We start from the raw sequence: 23787 nt of genomic DNA on the forward strand, positions 1-23787 counted from the left end.
GGTGGTGCGGGACTACGTAAACTTCTTCATGCCCTCCATGAAGCTTCTGGAGAAGGTCCGGGACGGCGCCAAGGTCACCAAGCGCTATGACAAGGCCCAGACGCCGTACCAGCGCGTTCTGGCCTCTCCTCACGTCACCAGGGCCGTCAAGGAGCGGTTGCGCAAGCGCTACGCCGCCCTGAATCCGGCGGCCCTCAAACGGGAGATAGAGGCCACTCAGAAACGATTGGGCAAGCTGGCGGTCCGCCGGCGCAACGACACCGATACCCCGCCCGCTCCGTCTGCGGACCATCCATGGCGCAAAAGCAACAAGAAAGAGAAAACGGGATAAGCATTACAGTACTCGTACAGCAGGCCCTCCCCCCATGGGGGGAGGGCCGCCAGGGGCGGCAAGAAGAGCCAGACAACCCAACAATCCCCAAGGCCCCGGGATACGTTCGAGTTGATTTACACATGAGGCAACGAAACACATTTGGAGTAGATTTTTACTTGAGGCAACAGGATGATCGACAGGACGGATTCGACCGATAGGACTGATTTGAGCATATCGGTCCTATCGGTCGTATCCGTCCTATAAAGGTTGACAAGCGCCCCCTCGCGTCGCCAGTATGCTCGGGCTGTCCACTTGCCGAAACCTCGAGGAATCCCTCATGAAATACTTCGCCCTGCTCCTGCTTGCCGCCTTCCTCTCCCCCATCGCCCTGGCCGCCGACAAGGCCGCGACATGGAAGCACCCGCTGATCAACTGGACCAAGCTGGACTCGCCCCTCGTGGAGACGACCCCCTTCGTCTTCAAAGACAAGCTCTATCTCATGGAGAGCTGGCAGGTGCAGTGGGAGACGCCCGGTGTCCCCGAGGGCAGCAGCATGCAGTACGATCAGGTGCGCATCCGCGATGTGGCCGGTGACCGCATCGTCTCCACACCGCTGGTGGGACATGGCCTTGCCTTTACTTTCGTCTGGGAGGGGCGCGTCTATGTCTTCGGAAGCAACTGGGGCACGGAGAAGAAGTGGCAGGTAAAGGACGTGAGCGTGACGTCGTCGGACGATCTGGTAAACTGGACTGAGCCAAAGGTGGTGCTGCACGCGAATGAGGACGAGAATTTCTTCAACGTCGCCGTTTGCCGGGGCGCGGACAAGTTCGTGTTGCTCGTGGAGACCAATGATCCCCGTTGGCCCGCCTTCACGTTCAAGTACTTCACATCGGACGACCTGATGACGTGGACGCAGGTGCCGGAGGCCTACTACGGCACCAACAAGTACGTGGGCGGCCCGGCGCTTTATTTCGAAGGCGACCAGTATTACACGCTCTATCTTGAGGCCCTCGGCAATGCCCACTATGAGACGCGTGTGGCGCGCTCCACGGATCTCGTCACCTGGGAAGACGCGCCGGAAGATCGTCCTTTTGTGACCTACCAGCCCGAGCTCAAGGTCCACGCCCTGCGCCCGCACTACATCCGCGAGCAGAACGCCTCGGACGCGGAGCTGGTTTACTTCGGCGGCAAGACCATCGTTTACTACACCGGCGGTGACCAGCAGATCTGCGGCGATCTGCAGCGCGCCGAATTCATGGGCACGCCCCGGGAACTGCTGGAGCACTTCTTCACGCCCGAGGGCGCGCTGGTGCCCTCGCCGCGCCAGGCCCGCTACCAGGAAAGTCAGTTGGGCGCTTTCGTCCACTATGGCCCGGCGGCCTACACCGAAAACAGCGACATGTTTGCCACGCCGCCCGCGGATACCTTCAACCCCGCCCAGCTTGACACCGATCAGTGGGCGCGCACGGCGAAGGCCTTTGGCGCGAAGCATATCGTGCTGACGGCGAAGCACCACAATGGCTACTGCCTGTGGCCAACCAGCACCACGGACTATTCCATCAAGCAATCGCCGTGGAAGAACGGTCAGGGCGATGTGGTGCGCGAGTTTGTCGATTCCGCCCGGAAACACGGCCTTTCCCCCGGTCTCTATCTGTCCGCCGGCGACAAACACGAAGGCGTCACCAGCACGCCCGACCCCATCGGCAAGCGCAAGCTCATCGGCGATCTCAACGCCTATTTCCCTAGGTTCATGGAGCAGGCCCGCGAGCTGCTCACGAACTACGGCCCCCTGGAAGTGGTGTGGCTCGATGAAGCCTTCAGCCCCATCGGGTCAGATGTGCTGGATGCCAACGGAAAGGCCATTGGCGCGCGCTATGGGGACGCCGTGGTCGATCTCATTCGGCGACTCCAGCCCGACGCGGTGATCATGGGCGGCACCCAGCAGGACCTCCGCTGGTCCGGAAGTGAACAGGGCCTGGCGGACTACCCCTTGTGGAACGTGGTAAACCCCGGCGAAGGCACGAAGAACTGGGTGCGTCACGACGCCGAGGGATGGTTCATCCCCGAGGCCAACATCTTCACCCGATCCCACTGGTTCTGGTCTCCCGATTCGGATGGAAGCCTGAAAACGATAGATCAGATGATGGACGTTTATGGCAAATCCATCGGCCATGGCGCCAACCTGCTCATCAATATGACCCCGGACACCTCGGGGCAGATTCCCCTTGCGGAAGTCGCGATGCTGGAAGGCTTCGGCGCGGCCGTGGCGGCGCGCTACGCCACACCGGTGCGGCGCACCGACGGGCCATTGCCCGTTGAGTCCGGCACGACCTGGGAACTGGCTCTCGACGCGCCTGTCTTACTGCGTGAACTCGTGCTGGAGGAGGACTTGAGTCACGGTCAGCGCATCACTGGATACACCGTCGAGGCGCGGGTCGGAGGACACTGGGAAGCGGTGGCCCGGGGTGAGACCGTCGGACGCAAGCGCATTCAGGCCCTGAAGGCCGTGACAGCCGATGCCCTCAGGTTCACCTTCGAGGGGAACCCGTCCGACCTCCACCTGCGCGATGTGACCCTCTTCAGCGCCCGCTGAGCCCGCGTGCGGCGCTGGCAATTTTGACGAGGGTGAGCTACACTCATGTCACAGTTGATTCCCGCCCGGCCCCGCTCACGGGGGCGGCCTGCCGGGGTGGGGCTACGTGGCATCGGGCGGGAAAAACGCACGGGACAGGGAGTTATGAAAAGCGTTGCGGACGTCCTGATATCGCTGGGCCAGAACATGGCTCTCGTCCTCGCCCTGCTCTTCATTTATCAGTGGATGGAGTCCCGCGCCAAACGATTGGGATTGCGCGGGGAACGCATCGGCTTCGGTCTTCTTTTTGGCCTGGCCGCTTGCGGGGGTATGCTGGTTCCCGTGGAGTTGACCCCCGGTGTACTCATGGACAGCCGGGGCATTCTGGTGGCCCTGGCCGCCTTGTTTGGCGGCGTGCTCTCCGGGGTCACCGCCGCCCTGCCCCCCTGCGCGCTTCGTCTCTATCTCGGCGGAGACGGCGCCTGGCCGGGAACCCTGGCCACGCTGTGCGCGCTGCTCGCGGGGCTGCTCTTTGCCCGCCTGGTCTGCCCCGTCCCGGAGCAGGTGAAGCGCCGCCATCTTCTGGCCCTGGGCCTCGTCGTCGGAGCCCTTTTTCTCCTTTGGACCCTCGTCCTGCCGGGGCTTTCCGGCTTGGAGAATTTCCGCCGATTTCTTCTCCCGTTGAGCGTGATTTATCCCGTCGGAGCGGTCGCCATCGGCAGCCTGATCCTCTCGGAGATCCGTCGGCGGCTGGCCGAAACCGCCCGTGACCGTGGAACCGCGCTTTTCCGGCAAGCATCTCAGGCAACGCGGATCGGTGTCTGGGAGCTCGATCCGGTCTCCGGCAAATTCGATTGGTCGGAGAATGTCGAACCCCTACTCGGCTTGCCTTCGGGCACGTTCAAGGGGACGTACCGCCATTTCCTCAAGCAGGTGCACCGGGAGGATCGGCCCCAGGTGCTGGCCAAAGTCCGGGAGGCCCTTTCCGGGCCGGACATCTTCGGCACCGAGTTTCGCATGCAATGGGATGACGGGACCACCCACTGGTACGCCGCCAACGGTACCGTGCAGCGAAATGGCGGGCGGGGCGCCGGCAAGCTAATCGGTGTGCTCACCGACATCTCAGAGCGCAAGCACGCACAGCGCGACTTGCAGGCCAGTGAAGCCCGCCTGGCGGAGTCCCAGCGCATCGCCCGGATCGGCTCATGGATTTGGCACCCGAAGGGCGGCTTTGTCTGGTGCTCCGACGAGATGCTCAATCTGCTCGGCGCAACACGCAGCGAACTGGATTCCACCTTCGATGCCTTCCTGAACCGCGTGCATCCCCCCGATCGCATGGCGCTGAGCGAACAGGCCAGGCGCCTGGTACGGGATCACGCGACGGTGCGGGTTGAGTGGCGGCTGCTCCACCCCGACGGCACGCTCCACCACATGCTCGCCATCGCCCGGCCCAATCTCGGGGCGGATGGCGGCATCATTGACTTCCGGGGTATCTGCCAGGACATCAGCACCCAGAAACTGGCCGAACTCGGGGTGCGCGAACGGGAGGACCGCTACAGGCGCCTGGTGGCGGGGCTTCCCATCTGTATTCACGAGATCGACCGTGAAGGCTATGTGGTCGCCATCAACAAGGCGGGCCTCGGGATGGTCTGCGCCTCCCAGCCCTCGGAGATCTGCGGTCGGAAGTACCTGGACATCATGGCGCCTTGTGATCGCGAACGGATCGCCGGACTGTTTGATCGCGCCCTGGCGGGCGAGCCTTCGGAGTTCGAAGTCACGCCCGTGGTCGCCGGCGCCACGCGGATCTTCAGCTCGAGCTTCATTCCCCTGATGGACGACGACGGCAAAGTCTATCGTATCATGGGGCACACCATCGACCTCACCCACGAGCGGGCCCGCGAGGCGGATCTCCACCGGCTCGGCACCGCCATCGAGCAGGCCGTGGAATCCATCGTAATCACCGATCCGGAAGCCGTTATCGAGTATGTAAACCCCGCCTACGAGAAGATCACCGGTTTCACCCGGGCGGAGTCCATCGGCAAGCGCATCTCCATCGTGAAAAGCGGGATCCACGACGAAGACTTCTACACCAGCGTCTGGAATACAATCTCCAGCGGGCAGACGTGGCAGGGCGAGTTCCTGAACCGGCGCAAGAATGGCGAACTGTTCCACCAGCGCGCCACCATCTCCCCCATCTTCGGGCCCGACGGCGCCATCGTAAACTATGTCAGCGTCCAGCACGATATCACCCACGAAGTGGAGCTGGAGAAACAGCTCCGCCAGGCCCAGAAAATGGAGGCCCTGGGCACGCTCGCCGGGGGAATCGCCCACGATTTCAACAATATTCTCCACTCCATGCTGGGCTTCTGCCATATTGCCCGCGAATCGGGGACCCAGGATCCCGCCGCACTCGATCACAACCTCCGCGAGATCGAGCAGGGGGCCCTCCGGGCCGCATCGCTGGTCGAGCAGATCCTGATTTTCAGCCGCACTTCCGATGTTCGCTTCATCTCCCTCAGCCTCGTCAAGGAGGTGGAAGACGCCCTGCGCTTCCTCCGGGGCTCCCTGCCGCCGTCCGTCAACATCCAGTTTGGCTCAGGGACCCATGGGGCCAACGTTTTTGGCGACCCCACCCAGATTCACCAACTCGTCACCAACCTCTGCACCAACGCCGTCCACGCGATGGAGGATCGGGGCGGTACGCTCCGGGTAAGCGTGGATGTGGAGCAACTGGCCGCGCCCCGCCAGACCCTAAGCGGGCACCTGCCAGCCGGAAGCTACTGCGTGTTGCGGGTGCGCGACGACGGTGTCGGAATCGATCCGGCCAGCTTCGACAAACTTTTCGACCCCTTCTACACCACAAAGAAGGTGGGGAAGGGCACCGGACTCGGACTCTCCATGGTCCACGGCATCGCGACCCGGATGGATGGCGCCGTCGAGATTGAAAGTGAGTTGAACCGCGGCACCTGCGTCACCGTCTTCCTGCCGCTCAGCCAGCAGCCCGCCCGCGAGGACCACAGACTGGACCCCATCTCCCTTCCGCCCGCGCGCGGTTCAGGGCGGGTGCTCCTGGTGGATGACGACGTGTCCATTACCAACATGGTCTCCATCGTCCTGCGCAGACAGGGTTTCGAGGTGACGGCCTTCAACGACCCCGCCGACGCGCTGGAGGCGCTCCGGGCTTCAGACACCCCCTTCGATGTCGTCATCTGCGATTTGACCATGCCCCGAATGAACGGCATTGAGCTCTCCCGCGCTATTCGCACCCTTCGCCCCAATCTTCCGATTCTACTGGCGACCGGAATCATCGATGACGAAAAGCTCGACGACGTCCAGGAAAGCGGCATCCGCGAGATCTTGCGAAAGCCCTTCCACATCAACGACTTGATTACCGCGATCAATCGCTGTGTGTGATCGCCTCGGCGTTGCAGAAACTTTCCAAGCCGCGGAAGGAGAATAGTCCGCGCCGTGTCAGTGCGGCTCTGTGGGAGCGTGCCTGGTTGCGGAAGGGAGCTTCGCTGAGACATTCGGGATGAAATATTTATTTCGGGGGGACCGGTTGAATGACATCTTTTGGTTTAGTATAATAAACAAAAGAATTAATGCCAACCCTCTGGCTTTTACAATTTACCAAACGATCATGCAACCTCCCAATCGTCGAAGGATAGTCCAAGCGCCATGACGCCTCGCACCACCCGCTGGATTCACGCCATTCACAAGTGGACCGGCCTGATCATTGGTATCAACGTCCTCATTTTCAGCATGACCGCCACCTATCTGCTGGTGGACGAGATGGTCCACCAGTACCTCCATCACGGAAACCAAGGCGAAACCGTCCTACTCGATCCCGCAAAACGACTGCCTGTTCAGCCGGCTATCGACGCGATAGAAGCGCACTTTGCACCGGTCCAGGGGGTCGTGGGTCGGGTCGCCCCCGGACATTTCGACGGCGACGTGGATCAATTCCTGGTGGTTGCGGCGGGCGGCTTTCTCGGCTTTGAGCGCGATCCCTACACGGGGGTGCTCACCCTCACACGGGGTACACTGCCCGAGGGCATCCCGCCCATGGGCGAGGCCGGCGCGGCTAACGCCGCGAAAGGCGCCTCCATCGCCGAGCGGGTAAGCCAGTTCATGCTGGAGCTTCACGCCGACCTGCTTATTGAATTCTGGGGAACCATTCTTGTGGGCGCCCTGGGCGTCATATTCCTCATATCCACCCTCACGGGCTGGATAATCTATGGTCCGTTCATGAAGGCCATGGCCTTCGGCTTTATCCGCCGGGGCAGGGCTCTTCATATGCCCATGGCGGACCTCCACAAGCTGGTCGGCATTGCCGCGCTGGCCTTCAATCTGTTGATGGCGGTTACCGGCATCGGTTTGACCTTTGGCGTTTTCGGCATCCAGTACCAGGTACGGGCCGATCTCCAGAAGAGCGAGGCCACGCTCGGGCGCTTCGAGAAGGCCGATCCGCTGCCCCCCTTTGAAACGGTGTGGGCCGAGGCACAGAAGCTCTACCCCGATCAGTACGTTTCCCGTATCGATTTTCCCGTGGAGGGCGCCATCCAGGGCACCCGCGTTTACAGCAGCTTCTCCGAACCCGACCCCCGCGACCCCGGGCTGCTCCCGAGCATCGGGATCGTGACCGCCGAGACTACGCCCCGCGCCCAGCCCTATCCCCTCGCCTGGTGGATGAAGGCCATCCTCGTGGGTGCGCGGCTGCACACCGGCGCGCTCGGCGGGAATCTCGTTCTGCTCGCCTACCTGTTTCTAAGCCTGAGCTCCGGGCTCCTCTCGGTCTCCGGTTACCTCATGTACATCGCCAAGTGGCGAAAGGCCCGGCGGGCCGCGTCGCAGCGGGGGGAGTCGGCGACATCGGAAGGGGACGCGCGGGCGCTCCCCGGAAGCGCCGCCGCGTTCTCGGTTGAACGGCGCTGAGGAGCATCGAACCATGAATCTCCACGAACGACCCAACTTCTGGCCCTGGATCTGCGGCCTCGCGACCCTGATTGCCATGACCCTCGGACTGGCCGCCGACGGCCCCGCCGATGGCATCGCGGCGCTCCTCCTCTGTGTGCCCCCGGTGGTGGTCATTCGCGGCCTCCTGCGCTCCCGACGATCCGGCGAGGGCAACTGACCGGGGGCTACGCGTCGGTCAGGCGGATTCCTGGGGGGCTCGCGCGCTGGCGAACCAACCCTCGGTACGCGTGCAGAAGCGCACCAGCGCCAGCATGAGGGGCACCTCGATCAGCACGCCGACGACCGTGGCCAGTGCCGCGCCGGACGAGAGGCCGAAGAGCATCACCGCCGTGGCGATGGCCACTTCGAAGTGATTGGAGGCTCCGATGAGGGCCGAGGGCGCGGCATCGCGGTAGTTGAAGCCCAGCACCTTCGCGAGGAAGTAGGTGATCATGAAGATCAGAACCGTCTGGATGGTCAGGGGTATGGCAATCCAGAGAATGGTGAGGGGATTCGCCAGGATGACCGCACCTTTGAATGAGAAAAGCAGCACAAGCGTCACCAGGAGCGCCGTGATGGTGAAGGGGGTCAGGACGTGGAGGAATTTCTCCTTGAACCAGACCTCGCCCTTCGCGCGAAGGATCAACTTTCGGCTGGCGTAGCCGCAGACCAGGGGCAGGGCCACATAGATGGCGATGGAGAGGAGCAGGGCTTCCCAGGGGACCGGCAGCTTGCCGACGCCGAGGAGAAACCCTCCGATCAGTCCGTAAAGCACCAGCATGGCCAGAGAGTTCACGGAGACCATGACCAGGGTGTGGCCGTCGTTGCCCCGGGCCAGATAGCCCCACACGAGCACCATCGCCGTGCAGGGCGCGACACCCAGGAGAATGCATCCCGCGAGGTAACTGCGCCACAGGGGTACTTCGAGCATCAGACCGCCGGCCGTCTCCACCACGGTGCCCGCGCCGTAGGTCGCGCCGGCCGCGAGATCGAGGCCCAGGGGCAGTTTCACCAAGTCCACGGCCCCCGCACCGATGAAGCCGTTCAGAATTCCGCCGAGAAAGAGCACCGCGATACCGTACATGGTGAAGGGCTTCACGGCCCAGTTGATGAAGAGCGTCAAAAGCATCGGCTTTGTGCTCTTTCCCGCCTGGACCACTTCACCGAAGTCGATCTTCACCATGATGGGGTACATCATGAAGAAGAGGCAAATCGCGATGGGGATCGAGACCACGGGCGCGTCGTTGATTTTGATCGACATGGCGTCGAGCGCCTGGGCGACGCCGGGCGCGATGGAGCCCAACGCGATGCCGCCGACCATGCACATACCCACCCAGACGGTAAGATAGCGCTCGAACAGGCTCATGGATGATTTCGAATCGGGACGGGCGGGCTTGTTCATGGGGCAACTCCGTTGGAACTGTGTTTTCAGATTGGTGAAGGTTGATCCGCGTCTGGCGCGACCATTCAGGGATAAACTTTCATATGAAAAGTCATTCAAAATACAAAGCGCCGACGCAGGGGTCAACCGGATACCACACCCGGTCCAGCCCTACGGCGTCAAGGACTCGGGCAGGGTCTCCACGTAGGCGCGAATCTCGTCTCGTACACGGCGATAGTGGTTCAGCCCCTCCTCTTCCGTGGCCGCTTCCCGCGCGAGTTTGGGCGGATCGTCAAAGCCGTGGTGCACCACTTTCGTGGGGCCGGGAAAAATCGGACAGTTCTCGTCCGCATGGCCGCAGACCGTAATCACGTAGTCCAGCGGGACGTCCTTGAACTCGTCAATATGCCGGGACCGATGGCCGGAGATATCGACCCCGGCCTCGGCCATGACCTTCACTGCGTTGGGGTTCAGGCCGTGGGTTTCGATACCGGCGGAAAAAAAATCGACCCGATCATCTTTCAAGTGGCGACCCCAGCCCTCGGCCATCTGGCTGCGGCAGGAATTTCCCGTGCAGAGAAAGAGAATTTTCAGCCTTTGTGCTGCATCTGACATAAAATCGCGGGGTCCTGTTTGAGAATAAGCCTGAGCTTCTTCTGGTCGTCCCGGTGGGCGGTTGATCGCGCCAACTGGCCGTAAAGCCATTCGAGGGTCTCGACCACTTCCGTGGGGGCGTCTGCGCGCTGAAAGTAGATCCAGCGCCCTTCTTTTTTCGACGTCACGAGTCCGGCCTGCCGCAGTATCGCGAGATGTTTGGATACCGTGGAGGGCGCCAGGCCCAGCAGTTCGATGATCTGGCATACGCAGAGCGGCTGGTGCTGAAGTGCGCCGAGGGCCCGCACCCGGTTTTCATCGGCCAGGGCCTTTGTGATGTTGACGATAGACCGCATATTACTTCCTTAATTCGCCATATGACGAAGTATAGCATGGCGCGACCGGGGGCGCAACTTCGACCGTTCCGTATGGGCGTCAAGACACCGAAACATGACTTCCCCCGCCTCCACAGGGCGGAGACGGGGGAAGAGAAGGAGAGGAGGGTGTTTTTCACGCACGATCTTGCAGGGCGCAATCGGGCTTACGCCTTGCGCGTGCGGCGCCTCTCGCGCAAGGCAAGAAATGCGCCGCCCAGACCGAGCAATGCGAGGGTGGTCGGCTCGGGAATGGGTGCCGTGACGTTGCCGGAAGCGAGGGAATAGAAGATCACGCCTTCATTTTCTCCGACGAGGGACCAGGTGCTCGTCTCAAGGTCGAACAATCCAATGGCGCCTCGGGCGCTGCTCGTCTGCGTATTGAAATCGTAGTAGTAGTTCGCGATTCCGTACAGGGCGTCGTTGAAGCCGTCGCCATCCGTGTCCGCACCGGTCAATCCCGCAAATCCGCTCCAGTAGCCGTCCGCAGTTTCCATGCGGGCCGCATCGAAGTCGCCTTTGGCCTCGGCGTCGCCGGTGTCCGGGTCAATTTCTATGAGGGTATTGGTTTCGAGGTCCATGCCATAGAGATAATTGCCAACACTCCCCAGGGAAATGACAAACGGCCCGTAGGTCATGTCCCGGTTCGGAAAAGCGAGGTCGATGGCGTCCAATAAGGACGTGGCGCTGCCCACGGGAACCTGCGCTCCGGTCGCCAGGTCCAGCGTGTGGAGTTGGTTCGTCTCGAAATCCGCATTGAAGGGCAGCACAAAGGCCCGACCGTCGGGCATGATTTCCAGACTTGTCGCACTGCCGGATGGCGCACTGCCGATCAGGTTGAGGGCCGCGTTCGATCGGTCCACAGTGTAGAGACTGAGACCGCTGCGGCCGTAGAGCGTACCGTCCGGCGCCATCCCCAGTCCCGAAATGCCACTGGCGATGGGCGCGATTTGCGTCGCCTCGCCGTTGGTAATGTCAATGGACCAAAGATAGTTGCCCGTGTCGTGACCATGACCGGGCGCAAAGGCCTGGCCCACGGCATAGAGTACCGTCGTGGCGTGGGCAGCCGTTCCGAGCGCAACCACCAACAGGGTGGCCCCCAGGCGCAGTGCCCGGGTTGTGAACTTCGTTCTCATGATGGGAACCTCCTTACGCCATGCGTACATGGCGGAACATAACCCGCCGCCCCTGGGGCTCCGCAGCCATACGGAACAGGGGTCGGTCTCCATCATTATATGATAATGAATTCTTAATATCAATACTGACGCAGGGCTTTATTCTGAGGAGAGAAAGGGTTCAGGGGGGTGTGGCCCGGCGCGCCTCAACCGCCGCCGAGGACGCGCACCGAAAAGCCGGCCTCGCGCCAGTCCGCGTGGCACAGGACATTGCGCGTGTCGTAGACCATTCGGCCCCGCATCAATCGTGCGGCCTGGGCCGGGCCGAGGTGGCGATACTCGTCGTGATCGGTCAGCACCAGCAGGCAGTCGGCGCCCTGGAGCGCGTTCTCCAGCGTTTCTCGGGGCACCGGCGCGTTGCGCACGAAGGGATCGTGTGCGACGACCTCGATGCCTTCGGTTAGCAATCGCCGGATAACCGCCACGGCGGGGCTCTCGCGGGTATCGTCGATATTGCCCTTGTAGGCCAGACCGAGCGCGGCGACCCGGGGGTCTTGAAGGCCCGCGAGCAGTTCGAGGACGGTATCGGCCACATGGGCGGGCATGCCATCGTTGCGCAAGCGGGCCAGGCGGATGAGACGGGCCTTTTCGGGAAAGCGGTCGACGAGGAACCAGGGATCGACGGAGATGCAGTGCCCGCCCACGCCCGGCCCGGCCTGATGGACATTGACGCGGGGGTGTCGGTTGGCCAGTCGGGCCGCCTCGGAAAATTGAATACCGAGCCCCTCGCAGAAGAGAGCGGCCTCGTTGGCCAGGGCGATATTCACGTCGCGATAGGTGTTTTCAAGCACCTTCACGAATTCGGCGGTGGTGAGATCGGTCAGATGCATGGGACCGTCGACAAACGTGGCGTAAAGATCGCGGGCCTTCTCGGCGGCGACGGAATCGAAGCCGCCAATAATCCGATCATTGCTGATGAGTTCGCGGAGGATATGCCCCGGCAATACACGCTCGGGACAGTGGGCGAGGTGAATATCCGGGCCGACGTTGAGTCCAGAGGATTCGAGGATGGGCACGAGCATGTCGAGGCAGGTGCCCGGCGGCGAGGTGGACTCCAGGATGACGAGCGCGCCCCGGCGCAGATACGGCACGATGGCCTCCGCGGTGGCGCGCACATGGCTCATGTCCGGACGATTGCCATCGGTGAGGGGTGTGGGCACGGCCAGTATATACGCATCGGCCGGTGCGGGCTTCAGGGCGGCCTTGAGGTTTCCCGACTGAATGGCCGCGCGCACCACGGTGTGGAGTCCGGGCTCCTCAATGTGGATGTCGCCCTGATTCACCGTGGCGACCACGGCGGCGTCGATATCCACACCGAGGACGTGGAACCCGCTTGTGGCGAGGATGCTGGCCGTGGGCAGGCCGATGTAGCCCAGCCCGATCACGCAGACACACTTCATGGTGTACCCTCCCGCCCCTGCATGAGGAATGTTGCTATTCGCTCACCGGCCTTGCCATCGCCGAAGGGATTTCCGTTTTGAATCATACCGGTTCGGGCACCCGTGTCCTCGAGCAGTTCATCGGCCGCCGCGACAATAGTGTCGTGGTGCGTTCCCACGAGCCGCGCGGTTCCCGCCGCCAGGGCTTCGGGGCGCTCCGTGACGTCGCGAAGAACGAGAACGGGTACGCCGAAGGTGGGGGCCTCTTCCTGGATGCCGCCCGAGTCCGTGAGAACGAGCCGGGCGCGTTTCATGAGGTGGACAAAGGGCAGGTATTCCACCGGATCGAGCAGGTGAATGCGATCATGTCCGCCGAGGAGCTTTCGCGCGGCATCGAATACGCGGGGATTCGGATGAACCGGAAAAGCGATTTCCGCGCCGGGATGCCGGTCCGCGATCGTCCGCAGGGCGCGACAGATCTCAAAGAAGGGCGCGCCGAAGCTTTCCCGGCGGTGCGCCGTGACGAGAATCAAGTCCCGCTCCCGACCGAGGTTCTCCAGGCGCGGATCGCCGGATGGGCAGGGCAGGGCCGCGGCGAAGATCAGTGCGTCCACAACGGTATTTCCGGTCACCAGAATCCGCGATGGGTCTATATTCTCCCGCAGCAGGTTCTCCCGGGCGTCCTCGGTCGGCGCGAAATGATGGAAGGCCAGGGCGTCCGTCATCCGGCGGTTGAGCTCCTCGGGAAAAGGCTGCGCCGGATGGTGGCTGCGGAGTCCCGCCTCCACGTGCCCCACGGGAATCTGGTGATAGAAGGCGGACAGGGCCGCGGTGAAAGAAGTGGTGGTGTCTCCGTGCACCAGCACGAGATCGGGTCGCTCCGAAGCCAGAATGGGTTCCAGGCCCGTGAGGACCGCGCCCGTCAGGCCCGAGAGGGACTGGTCGGGCCGCATGAGATTGAGGTCATAGTCCACCGGCAGCTCGAACAGGGCAAGGGCCTGATCGAGCAGATCGCGATGCTGGGCGGTGAGACATAGGGACACGGAAGGTTTTGCGGTATGTGCGCGCAGAGCCCGAATAACCGGGGCCATTTTTATCGCCTCCGGACGCGTGCCCAGTACCACCAGTATGTTCATCCCATCTCCCCTGCTCGCACGACCGCGAAGTCGCGTCTCCTCGGATACCTTAGCGACTATGCGGGAACAGGTTCAAGCTGGAGTTGATAGCGCGTCACGACCCATAAGACCCATACTTCAGCCGCCCATCCCGGACCGTCCAATTTCATGATACAATTCTGTCAAAGAATGTGACTGGACGCACGCATCGCCCAGCCCGCCATTCGAGGTGTGTATTACGACACGACCAGCGAAGGAGGGCCACGCCATGACCACCACCACGACCACCACCCCGCACCCCCTTTCCACCGATCTCGCCCTGCACAAGATTGTGGGCTACGCGCTGAAAAATCGCGCCTCCGACATCCACTTGAAAGTGGGACGCCCCCCCGCTGTGCGGATTGACAGCGTGCTTCGATTCGTCCCAACCGAAGACCTGAGCGAAGAGCAGTTTCTGGGCTTCCTCCACGAGATCATGGATGAGCAGCGCATTGTGGAATTTCTCGAGACAGGAGACGCCGACATGGCGGTCAGCTTTCCCGGCCAGGGCCGGTTTCGGGCCAACATCTACCGGCAGCGCGGCGCCATGGCCATGATCCTGCGCCACGTGCGCACGGAGATTCCCGATTTCAAGCAGCTCAACCTGCCCGAGAAGGCGATGGAGAAGATCGCGAACCTTCCCCGGGGCCTCGTGCTGGTCACCGGCACCACGAGCAGCGGCAAGTCCACCACACTGGCCGCCATCATCGGCCGGATCAACCAGATTCGCCATGGTCATATTGTGACGCTGGAAGATCCCATCGAGTATGTGCACCACGACAATCAATGCAGCGTGAGCCAGCGCGAAGTGGGTATCGACACCAAGGATTTTCGCAGCGGGCTGCGCGCCATCATGCGCGAGGATCCGAATGTCATCCTCATCGGCGAAATGCGTGATGTGGACACCTTTTACACCTGCCTGGGCGCCGCGGAGACGGGTCACCTCGTTTTCAGCACGCTCCACACCACAAACGTCATGATGACGATTGACCGCATACTGGACATGTTCCCCTCGTCGCAGCAAGCCCAGATTCGCTCCCAGCTCGCGCTCCAGCTCAAGGCGGTGGTTTCCCAGCGGCTCCTGCCCAATGCGAGCGGGAGCGGGCGTGTCCCGGCGGTGGAAATCATGTTCGCCACGCCGGGCATCATTTCCCTCATCCGTGAAGACGAGATCGGCCGCATACCCCAGGTAATCGCCGACGGATCGGAAGAGGGTATGCAGACCTTCAACATGCACCTGATCCAGATGGTCAAGGCGGGCACGATCTCCATGGAGGATGCGGAATTCGCATCCGACAACGCCGACGCCCTCAAGGCGAACCTTTCGGGTATCTTCGGGTCGCGGGATCGCGGGGGCATTACGAAGCACCGTCCGGTGCGCTTCGAGCAGGCGCATCCGTATGGATGATGCGCCCTGGTGGTCGGGCGCAAGTAAAGAACCCGCAGTGATGCGTCACTGCGGGTTCGTTATTTTCTCTGATCGTCCAGCCCGGTAGCGCCGGTGAACGATCAGCTTTCTACGGCTACTGGGCGGCCACCTGGGTCTTCTCCCCATCCGCGGGGCCGTGAGCCATCTCGGTGAGATAGGCCGCCAGGGCCGCGATCTCCTCCGGTGTTCCCACCAACGGCGGCATGTACGCGCGATAGGGCGAGTCGGCCTCGGGCTTGTGCAACATGGCCAGAATGTTGTCTATGGCCTGTCTATCCCGTGTGGCCAGGAAACTCCGCATGCTGCGGTAGCCCGATTCCGTGTGGCAGGCCAGGCACTGGCCCTGGAACATGAGCTTGCCTCGCTCCAGTTGGTCGGTTGCCGGTGTCATGTCCGCCGCCGGCTGAACCCCGGGCGCGGCACTCCAGCGTCCGCGCTCCTCCGGTGTGACCCAGATCGATTTCGCCAGGTAGCCTTCGGCGTTCATGCGCTCAACGTCGGAGCGGCGGATGCCGTTGGAATACATGTGATCGACGACCACATAGGGCTTGCGGATCATCTCGCGGGCCTGCTCGGTGGATGCCGTTGCCGCCAGTGCGAGAAAGAGCACCGCCAGCGCGTGGCCGAAGGTGAAGTCCTTCGGATTGCGCCAGGCGAGGAAGTATACGACGACGGCAATGGTGGCCGAAGTCATGACAATCACCAGGGCCGCGCGGGTAACCTGGGTGAAGGCGCCGGAGCCGATGGTGTTGATGCCGATGCGCAGCAGCTCCATGCGCCCTTCGGGCATCATGTAGAGATACCAGAGGAAACACACGGGGAGCAGCAGGAAGGACGGTATCAGCCATTTGACGGACCAGCGAATGACTTCCGCCTTCAGCCGGGGCTCAGCGTTGCCGTCGATGCGGCTACCGGTAATCAGCGCCCACACGCCCGCCAGCGAGATGCAGATGAGGGTGCGAAGGCAGAGACTCGGCCAGTAGGTGGGGTTGAAGAAGGCGTTCCAGAACCGCGACGCCTCGTTGCCCGTGCCGGCGACCTCCAGCCACGAAGAGCCGGGCGTAAGCATGAAGGTGAGGATACCGTTGATGATGACCAGGCTCGCCCACGCGGAGATGGCGTAGACCCAGCCCACCTTAAGGTGCGTCTCGTTGTCGATGCGGCCCCAGGTGTAGTAGTAGACCATGGCCGCCGTGATTTCGACGATGAAGAAGGTCCACTCGATGGCCCAGCCGAATACGAAGTTGTGGATGAGCGTGCTGGTGCCTTCCGGGTTCGCCAGGCCGATGGCAAACCAGATCCCCACGCCGCTCACCGCGCCAAACACTGCCGTGAGGATCATGAAGAACTTGGAGTGCCGGTGCACGGCCTGAAGCCAGTCTTCGCGGCCTTCCCGCAGGGCCTTGCGTTCGGCCATGGGCAGATAAAAACCACCGCCGACGGCGAAATGGGAGATCATGACATGGAAGATGGCGATACCGCCGATCACCCATCCACTCCCGATGTGGGGTACGTCCCAAACTGGGTAATTCATAATTCGTTCTCCTTTTCGGGGCGCGGCTCAGCCGTGGGAGCCCGCGCTCCAGACGTCGGCATAGCCGAGGATGGTCAAAATGATCATGGCCAGCAACACCGCCAGGCCAAACCAGGTGGCGTTACGCGCGCGCTTGCCGCGGGCCGTCTTTACGTCGTACAGCGGAATCAGGGTCCACATCAGCGTGGCCAGGCCGAAGAGCCCGATGCCCAGATATTCGCCCAACGCGCCGGGGAACCACTGCCCGAGCACCTTGAGCAACTGGAACTGGCTCATGAAGTACCACTCGGGGTGAATTCCCAGGGGCGCGGGGGCCAGGGGATCGGCCGGCGGCCCGAGGGACCAGGGAAACATGCTCGCCAGAATCGCCACGATATTGAGGGCGATGAGCCAGAGGGCAAAATCCTTCATGAGGAAGTTCGGGAAGAAGGGCACGCTCTTGCGCTCTTCGGCGGGCAGGGCCTCGATGGAGGGGGGCGAAGCGTTGCCGTGCTTCTGGACCAGCCAGAGGTGGAAGGCGAGCATCATGATAAAGGCCAGCGGCAGCACCACCGCGTGCATGGCGAAGAACCGCTGAATCGTGATGCTGGTGACTTCCGGACCGCCCTGCACGATGTTCACGATGACCGGTCCGAGGCCGGGAATGGCCTGGGGAATTTCAAGGCCCACCTTCGTCGCGAAGTAGGCCAGGTCATCCATCGGCAGCAGGTAGCCGCTGAAGCCGAAAACCAGGGTGATGATGAACAGCGCCATGCCGCTCCACCAGCCGAATTCCCGGGGTTTGCGGTAGGCCTTCATGAAGAAAACCGAGAACATGTGCACCACCACGGCCACCACCATGAGGTTGGCGGACCAGGAGTGAGCCGAGCGCACCAGCCAGCCGAAATCGATTTCATAGGTAATCTGGCGCACCGAGTCGTAGGCCTCGGGGCCGGGCTTGTAATACACCAGCAGCAGAATGCCGGTGAGCAATTGCACCAGGAAAAAGAAGAGCGACAGGCCGCCCCAGTAGTACCAGAAAGAGTGCTTGTGCTCGGGCACCTGCTTCTTTTTCGCAAAGGCCATGAGCTCCTCCAGGTCGAGGCGCTCGTTGACCCAGCCGTAGAGGCCGGGGATCTTTGCGGGCTCAGGCCCGGCGGATGATGACGTTTTCATCGTTCACCTCCACAGTGTAGGACTTCAGGGGCTTCGGCGGCGGCCCGGCCACATTGGCGCCGGTGCGCATGTCGTACTGGCCGCCGTGGCATGCGCAGAAGATGCGCCCCTCCTCAGGCTGGAACTGGACCGTGCACGCGAGGTGCGTGCAAATAGCGTCGAAGCAGACCATGCTGCCATCCGAGTGATGGATGAGCAGCGCTGGTTTCGTGCCGAAGCGAAACATGAGCGCCGCACCGGGTTCCGGGATATCGCCCTTCGGCAGTGCGACTTCCGACACCGCGGCCAGCGAGGCCGCCTCGCGGGCCGGCGTGGCCAGATAACGATAGACGGGGTAGCCGATTGCCGTCAGGTAGCAGGCCCCGACGCCCGCGACCGCGGTGCGGGTGAATTCCCGCCTGCCGAGGATCTCGTCGAACTCGTGTTCGGACGGAGCCTCTTCCACTTTCTTGTGTTTCTTAGCCATATGACGCCGATTCTCCTTTCGCCAGAAAGACCACGCGGGTCAGCCAGCCGATGGCCACGCCCGCCGCCACGAAGAGGAGCAGGAACAGTCCAACGGTCAGCCAGTTCGTATTCACTTCGCGGCTCCACACGTCGTAGCCCTTGAGGGACAGCGTGATGTCGCGGATGCCATCGCGGAAGGCCGCCATTGCCAGGATATTGACCAGGCTGACGGTGCCGGCCCCCGCGGCCAGGATCCATCGGGGCGACGCGCTCGCGCGCGCGGCCAGCAGGCCGAGCACGACCAGCAGCACCGCGGTCAGCGCCCAGACGGCGGTGAGGGTCAGGTAGTAGGGCGAACCGCTCAGGCCGGCCCGCACGGGTTCGTCCTGGGCACGGTACACCACGAATCCCATAATCGCCTGCACCACCGTAAACAGGGCCAGAAAGCGCCCGCCCTGGCGCGTGAGGAATCTGCCGGTTTCAGGGGTGACGTTCGTATGAATTCCCAGCAGGAGAAAGCCGATCCCGCTGACACCAAGGGAGCCTATCATCATGTAGGCCCATCGCGGCAAGGCCGCCGGCCCCGTCGCCAGAGCGCTTCCCAACGGATTGTCCCGGTACATCGCGTTCCACGATTCCGGCGCGAGCATCAGGGTCATGTTGGCGCTGTAGATGTAGCCCACTTTCAGCACCGCGATGATGGCGACCAACCCCACCCAGGCAAAGGCGCGGCTGGATTCGGCACGCTTCGCGATCATGTAGAGCAGGTAGTAGGCGAACATCACCAGAAACACCACGGAAAGCCAGTACACGCCGATCAGCACGCTGGAGGTGTAGAGCGCGCGGCCGTAGAGCACCTGGGCGAAGAGCAGGGGCGGTATCCCCAGGTTCACAACGTAGGCCATGACCACCGGCAGGCGGTAGCCCGTCACCCGGGACGCGTCCACCATGGCGGCGTCGTTGCGGCGCTGCCCGAGGAAGCCCCACAGGGTGGCAAAGAAAAGGCCCCCCACAAGCAGGTGCACCGCACCAAAGTGGAGGGCCAGCGTGACCGTGTGCAGCAGCTTGAACAGCCACACCGGCGCCGGCAGGGGAATGGGATCTAAGGCGGGAAAAAGTTCCATGGGTTATTCCTTCAACGTTGCGGGGCGCTCGACCACGGGGCCGACGCCCCAGAACTTAATATCGAAAGATTGGGACATAACGATCTTATTGACAAAAAAAGGGGGGCGGGATACTGGATGGAAAATAGAAAAAAGCATGACGCGCGGCGCGCCCAACGGGGGGCGGCGTCGCGGCAGGAGAGATCTCTGGAGACCGCGTGCGACATGCTTCAAGTGGTTCCAAGCCGCCAGGCGGCCCGTTTGTCTCCATCCCCGACCGCGCCGACACAAGGGGCCTCGGCGGCGCGTCCACCCGTGGCACAGGTTCCGGGAGACATGAAAACCTGTGGAAGCGACCGACTGATGAGCACCGGCACGCTCTTTTCGGGATTTTATATGGTGCTATTCCGATATGTCAATTTATGCCCCCTCAATTTAGAAACCGAATCCCATTACTTGTTTAGACAAGCACAATTGTCCGCCGGGAGGTTGCAGCGCTGGCATATGGAGACGAAGCGTTCCACCGGCTTGAAACCCTTTCTTTCCCGCAGTACGAAGCGGAGGAGCTGCTCTTCCGCGCCCTCGATACCCCGCTCCGCGCGATTCGCCCAGAGCTGATCCAGTTCGGCCTCGCTCAGCGTGTCGTAGTAGGCCCGACCCCGTCTGGGTTCCTCGGACTTGGTTGTCTTCCTGGTCATTGTGCTCTTCTCAATGCTCCGGCCCTGTTCAGGGGAGAATGGTGTTTCGTGTATCGGCAAGAAACTCTTGCGAATAGGACATTTGCCCGCCCGCGCGCCCGCCTCGCTCTTCATTGTAATGCATACCGCAATGGAGCCGCATCTGCGTGAACCCCTCGTATAAGGGCGCCGGGACGCAATCGGGCGGATCAGTTCCTGAATGTCCGCGTGCCGTCCCGCTCCATGTGCAGGCGCACCTTGTCGCTATACTCGCGGCGCTCGAAGCCGGTCACCTTACCGGATTCGTCGTTCACCGGAAAGGTATGCACCGCCGTCAGGGTAATATCCCAGCCAGTTCCCTGTCGTGCGAGATCGATCTCCACGTGGCCATAGTGGCGCCCGCCCTGGACCAGTTGCCGGCCCTTCCACAATTCGGGGTCGTTCTTGTGGGCAATCCACTGCTGCCATGGGTTGGCGCAGCGCGGATCCTTCACGTCCTCCGGTCCGGCGATACCGTCACCCGCCACGCCGGCGTCATAGAAGAGCACATCGCCCACGCGGGAGCGCTCGAAGGTCTCGTTATGCCCGCAGAGCACCGCGGCCACACCATATTCCTGAAAGGACGGTGTGTAGGCGCGCATGGGCACGCCGGCCTGGCCGCTGCTGTCTTTCATGGACACGGGCAGAATATGCCCGCCGCTTGAATAGGGCACATGGTGGAATTGCACGAAGATCACCTGGCCCTTCCCACGGGCGTCCTGGAGTTGCTCCATGGTCCAGTTCCACTGATCCGAGCCCGGATTCAAATCCGGCTGGTCATCGCCGGGATAGGTCGCCATATCGATGTTTATGTTCGTGTCGAAATCCGTATCGTCGGGCACTCCGTTCGTCGAGTCCAGCGTCAGGATCGTGACGGGACCGTAGTCGGTCCGATAGTAGGCATTGTCATACTTCGGGTTGTTGTTTGGCGCGCCGTCGATGTGAGCCAGCGACTTCCGCCGGCTGGCATGGACGGCTTCCGGGGCATACTCGCCGTTGCGCGCGCCAAAGGTTTCCCAATTGCCCATCGCCAGCAGCAGGGGCGTGTGGGTCATCAGGGTGCCGAACTTCCCCGCGGTGTGAAAGAAGAATTCATCCCAGGCGCGCTGATAGCCGCCGCCCTGCACGATATCGCCCGCCAGCATCACCAGATCGGGCTGGCGCGCATCGATGACCTTCAGGTTTTCAATAAAGCCTTCCGTCTCCGTCACGAGGTACTTTGTCACATCCGCAGGACGCCCCGTGCCGTCGGGGTGCTGAAAGGCGGGCTCCCACGAGCGGAACGTCACTCGCCCTTCCGGATCCGTCTCAGAGTCCGCGAACGCAATGATGCGCAGCCGCTCCGCCTGGTCCGGCGCGGGCGCGGTTCGAAACGTCGCGCTGAAGGTGCTTTCGCCCTGGCGCACCGAATACATGTACTTCGTACCGGGTTGAAGTCCCTCCAGCAGGATCGAGTGCTTGAAGTTCGCATTGGCAAACATGTCTGAAAACTGCGGCCGCTCCGATTCCTCCAGTGCCGAATAGAGGGCCTCGGCCATGGGTACAGGCGTGCTCGTGATCTCCCGCACATCGCCGGCACCGCCCTCCGGCGACACCTGCAGGGTCCCAGGCTCCCCGACGGTGGTGAACCAGTTGATCCGCATGCCCGTGCATGCCGGCTCCTGTAGATAGGGCAGAATGCGAAACGCCGCCAGACTCGGGTCGGCTTCGGGGGGCGTAAAGGCACGCACGTCCATCGCGAGCAAGACTGAAAACAGCAGAACAGGAAAATACAAGGGAAGCGCAAAGGTGCGGACTTTCAAGGTGCTCATGAGAATTCCAACGGAGGTTCTTGCGACAGGGGCGGAGTAGAAAGCCCTATTCTCCCCCTTTCCGGCAAGTCGGGGCAAGTCCGAGTGCGCGGTCGATCTGTTACAATAGCCGCCCTACCCATTCCCGATGCGCATAGCGCCCCTGATGGGCAGGCGGCAGCCCCTCAAACCAACCACGGAAGTACCCATGAGCGATATTGCGGAAGACGCGGTCTACGAAGAGATTGAACATGCCCAGGAAGCCGCCATCGCCGCGGCCTCCGCCACCGCCATGAGCGTCCTGGTGGCCCTGAGCCTGTCCCACATGCTCAACGACACGATTCAGGCCCTGATTCCCGCCATGTACCCCGTGTTCAAGGAAAGCTACCGGCTCACCTTCACCGAAATTGGCCTCATTACGCTTACGTTCCAACTGTCCTCCTCCCTGCTCCAGCCGCTGGTGGGGCTCTATACAGACCGCAACCCCAAGCCCTACTCCCTCGCGGCCGGCATGGGGATTACCCTCGTGGGGCTGCTCTTCATGTCCCGCGCGGCATCCTTTCATGCAATCCTCGTGGCGGCGGCCCTGATTGGCACCGGCTCGTCCATCTTCCACCCCGAAGCTTCGCGCCTCGCCCATATGGCCGCCGGAAAACGCCATGGTTTCGCCCAGAGCCTCTTTCAGGTCGGCGGTAACTTCGGGAGTTCGCTGGGTCCCCTCCTGGCCGCGTGGATCATCGTGCCCCGGGGACAGCACGCCGTCGCCTGGTTCTCCATCGTCGCCTGCATCGGCATCGTGCTCCTTTCCGCCGTGGGCCGCTGGTACGCCGCGCGACTCCACGCGGGCCGGGCCAAGTCGGGAGCGAAAGCAGCCCCGCGAAAGTTTCAGCTCAGCCGCAGCCGCACCATAGTGGCCCTCGGTGTACTGGTCATACTCATCATTTCGAAGTACTTCTACCTCATCAGCCTCACCAACTATTACACCTTCTACCTCATCCAGAAATTCGGGGTGTCGGTTCAGGCCTCCCAGGTCTACCTCTTCATCTTTCTGTTTGCCATCGCGGCCGGAACTATCGCTGGCGGCCCCCTGGGCGATCACTTCGGTCGCAAGGCGGTCATCTGGGTCTCCATACTCGGCGTGGCCCCCTTCTCTCTGGCCCTTCCTCACATGGGCCTCGCGGGAACGGTCATCCTGAGTATATTTGCCGGTCTCATACTTGCGTCGGCTTTCTCGGCTATTCTCGTCTTCGCCCAGGAGCTCGTACCCGGACGCGTCGGTCTCGTCGCGGGACTCTTCTTTGGATTCGCCTTCGGCGTCAGCGGCATCGCCTCCGCCGCCCTGGGCAAGCTCGCCGATTTGACCAGCATCGACTACGTGTTTCACGTGTGCGCCTGGCTGCCGCTACTGGGGCTATTGGCGGCCTTCCTGCCGGGAACGAGGAAGAGAGTTGATAGTTGATAGTTGATAGTTGATAGTTGATAGTTGATAGTTGATAGTTGATAGTTGATAGTTGATAGTTGATAGTTGACAGTGGACGGTGGACAGTGGACAGTGGACGGTGGACGGTGGACGGTGGACAGTGGACAGCGAAGTAGGCTGGGACCTAGAAAGGTCTTGCCCACTACCTATTGTCCATTGCCGATTGCCCATTGCCCATTGTCAACTGTCAACTGTCAACTGTCAACTGTCAACTGAAATTCGTAGTTCACCCCGT

General features: G+C 62.2%; 19 protein-coding genes. 7 read left to right on the forward strand and 12 right to left on the reverse strand.

The window, feature by feature from the left end:
• The 5 genes from JNK74_07775 to JNK74_07795 form a co-directional block, all read left to right on the forward strand.
• The coding region (locus tag JNK74_07775) for a hypothetical protein (protein MBL7646069.1) at nt 1-331 on the forward strand (331 nt) is incomplete at its 5' end.
• A gap of 319 nt (nt 332-650) precedes the next feature.
• Nucleotides 651-2906 (forward strand): alpha-L-fucosidase, encoded by a 2256-nt coding sequence (locus JNK74_07780; protein MBL7646070.1) that lies wholly within the window; start codon nt 651-653, stop codon nt 2904-2906.
• Between the two features lie 144 nt (nt 2907-3050).
• Nucleotides 3051-6299: a PAS domain-containing protein gene (locus JNK74_07785; protein ID MBL7646071.1), complete on the forward strand. Its 3249-nt coding sequence runs from the start codon at nt 3051-3053 to the stop codon at nt 6297-6299.
• Nucleotides 6300-6563: 264 nt separating this feature from the next.
• Nucleotides 6564-7820, forward strand: coding sequence for a PepSY domain-containing protein (locus JNK74_07790; GenBank protein ID MBL7646072.1), 1257 nt, complete (start codon nt 6564-6566; stop codon nt 7818-7820).
• Between the two features lie 13 nt (nt 7821-7833).
• Complete coding sequence (locus tag JNK74_07795; GenBank protein ID MBL7646073.1) at nt 7834-8019, forward strand: hypothetical protein; 186 nt, start codon at nt 7834-7836, stop codon at nt 8017-8019.
• A gap of 18 nt (nt 8020-8037) precedes the next feature.
• On the opposite strand, the gene arsB is transcribed toward JNK74_07795, so the two are convergent.
• The 6 genes from arsB to wecB all read right to left on the reverse strand — a co-directional run bounded on the left by arsB (nt 8038) and on the right by wecB (nt 13880).
• Nucleotides 8038-9207 carry an ACR3 family arsenite efflux transporter gene (gene arsB / locus JNK74_07800; protein ID MBL7646074.1) on the reverse strand — a complete coding sequence of 390 codons (1170 nt, stop codon included), beginning with the start codon at nt 9205-9207 and terminating at the stop codon, nt 8038-8040.
• Between the two features lie 186 nt (nt 9208-9393).
• Nucleotides 9394-9837: an arsenate reductase ArsC gene (locus JNK74_07805; protein ID MBL7646075.1), complete on the reverse strand. Its 444-nt coding sequence runs from the start codon at nt 9835-9837 to the stop codon at nt 9394-9396.
• On the reverse strand, nt 9813-10172 hold the full coding sequence (locus tag JNK74_07810; GenBank protein ID MBL7646076.1) for a winged helix-turn-helix transcriptional regulator: 360 nt from the start codon (nt 10170-10172) through the stop codon (nt 9813-9815). Before JNK74_07810 ends, JNK74_07805 begins: the two co-directional genes overlap by 25 nt.
• Before the next feature lie 185 nt (nt 10173-10357).
• Entirely contained in the window at nt 10358-11326 is a 969-nt protein-coding gene (locus tag JNK74_07815; protein MBL7646077.1) for a PEP-CTERM sorting domain-containing protein, read from the reverse strand.
• 185 nt (nt 11327-11511) lie between these two features.
• Nucleotides 11512-12765 (reverse strand): nucleotide sugar dehydrogenase, encoded by a 1254-nt coding sequence (locus JNK74_07820; GenBank protein ID MBL7646078.1) that lies wholly within the window; start codon nt 12763-12765, stop codon nt 11512-11514.
• The gene (wecB, locus tag JNK74_07825) at nt 12762-13880 is read right to left on the reverse strand and encodes a UDP-N-acetylglucosamine 2-epimerase (non-hydrolyzing) (GenBank protein ID MBL7646079.1); all 1119 of its coding nucleotides are present in this window, start codon (nt 13878-13880) and stop codon (nt 12762-12764) included. The genes JNK74_07820 and wecB overlap by 4 nt, the downstream gene beginning before the upstream one ends.
• Nucleotides 13881-14127: 247 nt before the next feature.
• Between wecB and JNK74_07830 the strand changes: the two genes are divergently transcribed.
• Nucleotides 14128-15306 (forward strand): PilT/PilU family type 4a pilus ATPase, encoded by a 1179-nt coding sequence (locus tag JNK74_07830; protein MBL7646080.1) that lies wholly within the window; start codon nt 14128-14130, stop codon nt 15304-15306.
• 115 nt (nt 15307-15421) lie between these two features.
• Here JNK74_07830 and JNK74_07835 read toward each other — a convergent pair whose 3' ends face one another.
• From JNK74_07835 to JNK74_07860, 6 genes are all read right to left on the reverse strand, one after another.
• On the reverse strand, nt 15422-16861 hold the full coding sequence (locus JNK74_07835) for a cytochrome ubiquinol oxidase subunit I (GenBank protein MBL7646081.1): 1440 nt from the start codon (nt 16859-16861) through the stop codon (nt 15422-15424).
• A 27-nt stretch (nt 16862-16888) separates the two neighbouring features.
• Nucleotides 16889-18016, reverse strand: a complete 1128-nt coding sequence (locus tag JNK74_07840) for a cytochrome b N-terminal domain-containing protein (GenBank protein MBL7646082.1) — start codon at nt 18014-18016, stop codon at nt 16889-16891.
• The gene (locus tag JNK74_07845; protein ID MBL7646083.1) at nt 17988-18482 is read right to left on the reverse strand and encodes a Rieske (2Fe-2S) protein; all 495 of its coding nucleotides are present in this window, start codon (nt 18480-18482) and stop codon (nt 17988-17990) included. Before JNK74_07845 ends, JNK74_07840 begins: the two co-directional genes overlap by 29 nt.
• Nucleotides 18475-19587 carry a hypothetical protein gene (locus JNK74_07850; protein MBL7646084.1) on the reverse strand — a complete coding sequence of 371 codons (1113 nt, stop codon included), beginning with the start codon at nt 19585-19587 and terminating at the stop codon, nt 18475-18477. Before JNK74_07850 ends, JNK74_07845 begins: the two co-directional genes overlap by 8 nt.
• A gap of 431 nt (nt 19588-20018) precedes the next feature.
• The gene (locus JNK74_07855) at nt 20019-20264 is read right to left on the reverse strand and encodes a hypothetical protein (protein ID MBL7646085.1); all 246 of its coding nucleotides are present in this window, start codon (nt 20262-20264) and stop codon (nt 20019-20021) included.
• Nucleotides 20265-20452: 188 nt separating this feature from the next.
• Nucleotides 20453-22093 carry a metallophosphoesterase family protein gene (locus JNK74_07860; protein ID MBL7646086.1) on the reverse strand — a complete coding sequence of 547 codons (1641 nt, stop codon included), beginning with the start codon at nt 22091-22093 and terminating at the stop codon, nt 20453-20455.
• Between the two features lie 271 nt (nt 22094-22364).
• Here JNK74_07860 and JNK74_07865 point away from each other — a divergent pair, with 271 nt between their 5' ends.
• Entirely contained in the window at nt 22365-23531 is a 1167-nt protein-coding gene (locus tag JNK74_07865) for an MFS transporter (GenBank protein ID MBL7646087.1), read from the forward strand.
• The last annotated feature ends 256 nt before the right edge of the window (nt 23532-23787 follow it).

This window comes from Candidatus Hydrogenedentota bacterium, from assembly GCA_016791475.1.
In the GTDB taxonomy this organism is placed as follows: Bacteria; Hydrogenedentota; Hydrogenedentia; order Hydrogenedentales; family JAEUWI01; genus JAEUWI01.

What these genes read in the sequence shown, in the direction of transcription:
- JNK74_07865 (MBL7646087.1), top strand. Translation starts at nt 22,365, where the DNA reads ATGAGCGTCCTGGTGGCCCTGAGCCTGTCCCACATGCTCAACGACACG.
- JNK74_07860 (MBL7646086.1), bottom strand. Translation starts at nt 22,093, where the DNA reads ATGAGCACCTTGAAAGTCCGCACCTTTGCGCTTCCCTTGTATTTTCCT.
- JNK74_07845 (MBL7646083.1), bottom strand. Translation starts at nt 18,482, where the DNA reads ATGGCTAAGAAACACAAGAAAGTGGAAGAGGCTCCGTCCGAACACGAG.
- arsB (MBL7646074.1), bottom strand. Translation starts at nt 9,207, where the DNA reads ATGAGCCTGTTCGAGCGCTATCTTACCGTCTGGGTGGGTATGTGCATG.
- JNK74_07790 (MBL7646072.1), top strand. Translation starts at nt 6,564, where the DNA reads ATGACGCCTCGCACCACCCGCTGGATTCACGCCATTCACAAGTGGACC.
- JNK74_07820 (MBL7646078.1), bottom strand. Translation starts at nt 12,765, where the DNA reads ATGAAGTGTGTCTGCGTGATCGGGCTGGGCTACATCGGCCTGCCCACG.
- JNK74_07830 (MBL7646080.1), top strand. Translation starts at nt 14,128, where the DNA reads ATGACCACCACCACGACCACCACCCCGCACCCCCTTTCCACCGATCTC.
- JNK74_07780 (MBL7646070.1), top strand. Translation starts at nt 651, where the DNA reads ATGAAATACTTCGCCCTGCTCCTGCTTGCCGCCTTCCTCTCCCCCATC.
- JNK74_07855 (MBL7646085.1), bottom strand. Translation starts at nt 20,264, where the DNA reads ATGACCAGGAAGACAACCAAGTCCGAGGAACCCAGACGGGGTCGGGCC.
- JNK74_07810 (MBL7646076.1), bottom strand. Translation starts at nt 10,172, where the DNA reads ATGCGGTCTATCGTCAACATCACAAAGGCCCTGGCCGATGAAAACCGG.
- JNK74_07805 (MBL7646075.1), bottom strand. Translation starts at nt 9,837, where the DNA reads ATGTCAGATGCAGCACAAAGGCTGAAAATTCTCTTTCTCTGCACGGGA.
- JNK74_07850 (MBL7646084.1), bottom strand. Translation starts at nt 19,587, where the DNA reads ATGGAACTTTTTCCCGCCTTAGATCCCATTCCCCTGCCGGCGCCGGTG.
- JNK74_07785 (MBL7646071.1), top strand. Translation starts at nt 3,051, where the DNA reads ATGAAAAGCGTTGCGGACGTCCTGATATCGCTGGGCCAGAACATGGCT.
- JNK74_07835 (MBL7646081.1), bottom strand. Translation starts at nt 16,861, where the DNA reads ATGAATTACCCAGTTTGGGACGTACCCCACATCGGGAGTGGATGGGTG.
- JNK74_07840 (MBL7646082.1), bottom strand. Translation starts at nt 18,016, where the DNA reads ATGAAAACGTCATCATCCGCCGGGCCTGAGCCCGCAAAGATCCCCGGC.
- JNK74_07815 (MBL7646077.1), bottom strand. Translation starts at nt 11,326, where the DNA reads ATGAGAACGAAGTTCACAACCCGGGCACTGCGCCTGGGGGCCACCCTG.
- JNK74_07795 (MBL7646073.1), top strand. Translation starts at nt 7,834, where the DNA reads ATGAATCTCCACGAACGACCCAACTTCTGGCCCTGGATCTGCGGCCTC.
- wecB (MBL7646079.1), bottom strand. Translation starts at nt 13,880, where the DNA reads ATGAACATACTGGTGGTACTGGGCACGCGTCCGGAGGCGATAAAAATG.